The 3,281-nt window shown below is 35.6% G+C and carries 3 protein-coding genes; all 3 read right to left on the bottom strand.

The genetic code is table 11. The features are described from left to right. Positions 1-938 (bottom strand): phage portal protein (locus H8718_RS19810; protein ID WP_249334781.1); only part of this gene is annotated, 938 nt, incomplete at its 3' end. Further along, positions 929-1,669 (bottom strand): DNA-methyltransferase, encoded by a 741-nt coding sequence (locus H8718_RS19805; protein ID WP_249334780.1) that lies wholly within the window; start codon positions 1,667-1,669, stop codon positions 929-931. The genes H8718_RS19805 and H8718_RS19810, both read right to left, overlap by 10 nt. A 24-nt stretch (positions 1,670-1,693) precedes the next feature. Beyond that, a partial coding sequence (locus H8718_RS19800; RefSeq protein ID WP_249334779.1) for a terminase large subunit occupies positions 1,694-3,281 on the bottom strand: 1,588 nt, incomplete at its 5' end.

The following is a 3,281-nucleotide window of genomic DNA, read 5'->3' as shown; positions in this document are numbered from 1 at the left end:
GCCTTATTAATAGCCTTCTCAAATTTGTTTACGATTGGCATAATAGCCAGTTTTACAAAAGCATCCCACACATCTTCAGGAATCGTTGAGTTAAATAGATTGACTGGTACATTAAAGAGTCTACAAATATCAGCATCAATAGCATTTTTGCTTTCTATCATTTGCATTTCTGCACCTGTTTGTTGCAATTCATGATAGGTAATACCTTCATTCAGGACAATACAATCATTATTTTGTTCATAAAGTCTTTTCCAAGCTTTCTTTAACTCTCCAATAGCTTCTGCAGTCAACCGCCTTGTACTTTGTAGAACGCCACGCTTTACACCTCCATTTCCCATCGTTTGAGTGGTGTAATTCATATTGTCCAAGGCTTGTTTTAAAATACTATTACACTCAGCTACAATCCCTTTTCCCTTTACTCCATCCATTGTATTCTTAGTGCAAATAATAAAGTTATCAGGGCTAAAGTTCTGCCCCTGGATACTTATTGTAACTGTTTTAAAGATGATGTCAGGCGAGTATAAAAGGGATATATCTGTTGTGGGTATGTAATAAAGAGACCATCTATTCTTTGAATACCCTTGTCCACACATGTAAACATAGCAAGCACCATCCAATAGGTAATCTCTCACCATAGCTTTCTTAAGTTCATCACCACTCATAAGGCTATTAGGCGAGTCATTTAATAAATCTATTCTTCTATCTCCTTTTACTTCTTCCACACTACCTTCTAGTTCTTTGTAAAGCTTTACCTCTAAGTTGGATATGACATTACTTATAAGTTCCACATTCGCATAAACAGAAGGAAGTCCAATAGCCTGTTCTTTTGATATAGTTTTACTCTTAATCTTTTCATGTTCTGCCCCTTCTAGGTGTAAATCTAATTCTTGAGGACTTACCTCTACACTTTGCCTATTAAAAAAGTCCCTTAAGCCCATTGTTTTTCACCTTGAGTTAAGGAATCTTCTATTCTTTCTTTAGCCACATTAAAATACTTCTCATTTAATTCAATACCAATAAACTTTCTATTTGTATTCATACAAGCCACACCTGTAGTACCTGAGCCCATACAGTTATCTAGAACGGTCATGCCTTCATCTGTATAAGTTTTAATAAGGTATTCAAATAATGGAACTGGTTTTTGTGTAGGATGCAGACCTCTTTCCACATTTATTTGTAATACATTGTTAGGATAATTCGTCCATTCTATTTCATATTTTCCATTTAAACTATCCGAATAAATCCATTCATCATGCTTTTGAGGTCTTCGATTCTTAGGCTTAGGCCTCTCTAACTTAATAACCCCTTGTGGATTATATTTAGGTGCCTTTTTGTAAAAGACGCATACATCTTCTACTTTTCTCATAGGTTGATACTTAACAAAACAAAAGCCTGTAGGTGTATTTTTAATCCAGTACCAGCAATACCTAAAGCGTTTTCTATTACTTTCAATCAACTGAGTTGTAAAGGGCTGAGCTGCTGTTAATACAATAGCCCCATCTTCCTTAATCACACGTTCATATTCCTTCCATAGCCTATCTAAAGGAATGATGGAATCCCACTTACACTCTGTTGTTCCATAGGGTAAGTCACACAAAATCATATCAACTGAACCTGTAGGAATCCCTTTCATAACTTCTAAACAATCTCCTTTATATAACTTATACATTCATTCTCCTCTCTAAAATTTTCATTAAAAAACCTGAACAACAAAGTCCTCTTGAAGCATATCTTTTTCAAGGAGATACATAGCATTAATAAGTGAGGCTACCATATCTATCTTCCCTGTAGATTTCTTCTTGTTGACGTATCTGTTCAGGTTTGTATCATATAAGCACCTTGCATTTGCAAAGTTAATTTCTAATAATCGGTTACGCTCATAACCAAAGTGTTGTGTAAGGACAAGCTCCTCTAATAGTTTAGTTGGACTATGTAATACACTTGAGTGCTGCTTGATCTCTGTGGTTTCATAACCACTACTTTCTAGCTTTTGAGCAGTACTAAGACAGTTATATCTATCAAATCCAATACCCATAATAACCACGCCATACTTATCTTCTAATCTAAGTATAAAGCTTTCAATAAAGCCATAGTCAACTACATTTTCACCACACGCAAAGCAATTACCATTTCTAATCATAGCCTGATAATCTACCTTTTCAACCCGAGTCTTTTCTTCTATCCTATCAGCTGGTATGAAAGCCCACACATTCGCATAAACCTTGCCACCTTCCTCAGTAATCATTGCTACGGAACAGTTATCCGTTGTCATGGCTAAGTCAATGCCTATATAAACCTGTCTACCACACCAACTAAATGGCTCATGCAATCTACACTTTCTTACTTCTTCTGTAGGAATATAGATTTCTCCTATCATCCCATCAAGCCATATATTAAGGTGCTTACACTTAAAGGAGGTTAACTTAGCTCCCCCCATCTCAAGCGCCTTTTTATATTCACTCTCCAAGTATTCCCTACCATCTTCTAATGTGCTCTGTAAAGGATTAGCCTTCATGAAGTTCTCGACCGTCATTTCATCCTTTTCATCTAAGCTGTAAAGCATAGCAAAGAGCTTTTCATCTTCTACCACACCATCAATAACCTTCTTGCTGTAATCAGTCCACTCAAGAAATGGGTTCTGTGTGTTAGGATAGCTTGTTGAAATTAATATTAAAAGCCTATTTTGAACTGATAACATCCCTGAAGTCATAGATTCAATAAGCCCACCATCTTTAGCAGCACCTACTTCATCTATACATGCAGCTGAAACTCTGAGTCCATCTGTTGTATTATAGTCACTGGATAATGCTTTAAGGGTATTCTTATTTAACTTGCAAGTGATAGTGTCCCTCTTAATATCAAACTTATCTAAGATGAAAGGACTTGATTCAATGAGTTTCTTCGTTTCATTATAGACAATCTTTGCTTGTTCCCTTGTGTTAGCACAAAGGTAGAACTCGGAATATCTAGGTTCTAATAACATTAGAATTATCATAATAAGCGCGCTGTTTACCGACTTACTATTTTTCCTTGCTATCCATAGTAAACAAATTTCATATCTACGCTTATCAGGCCTATCCTTCCTTTTCCAGCAAAAGATATTAAGTACAAAAAAATACTGGTAGCCCACACAAGCCTCATATAACGATTGGCCTGCTACAACTCCAGTAGCAAAATTAATTAGTTTCATGATGTTCATTATCTTATCGGCTGTTCCATAATCAAAAAAGTAATCTATCTCTTCCTGATGGTCTATCTCATAAATAAACTTTTTACTTATT

The sequence above is a fragment of the Zhenhengia yiwuensis genome (genome assembly GCF_014384995.1).
GTDB lineage: Bacteria > Bacillota > Clostridia > Lachnospirales > Cellulosilyticaceae > Zhenhengia > Zhenhengia yiwuensis.
The sequence above is the reverse complement of the archived record's forward strand: the minus strand, read 5'-3'. Positions and strand labels throughout refer to the sequence as shown.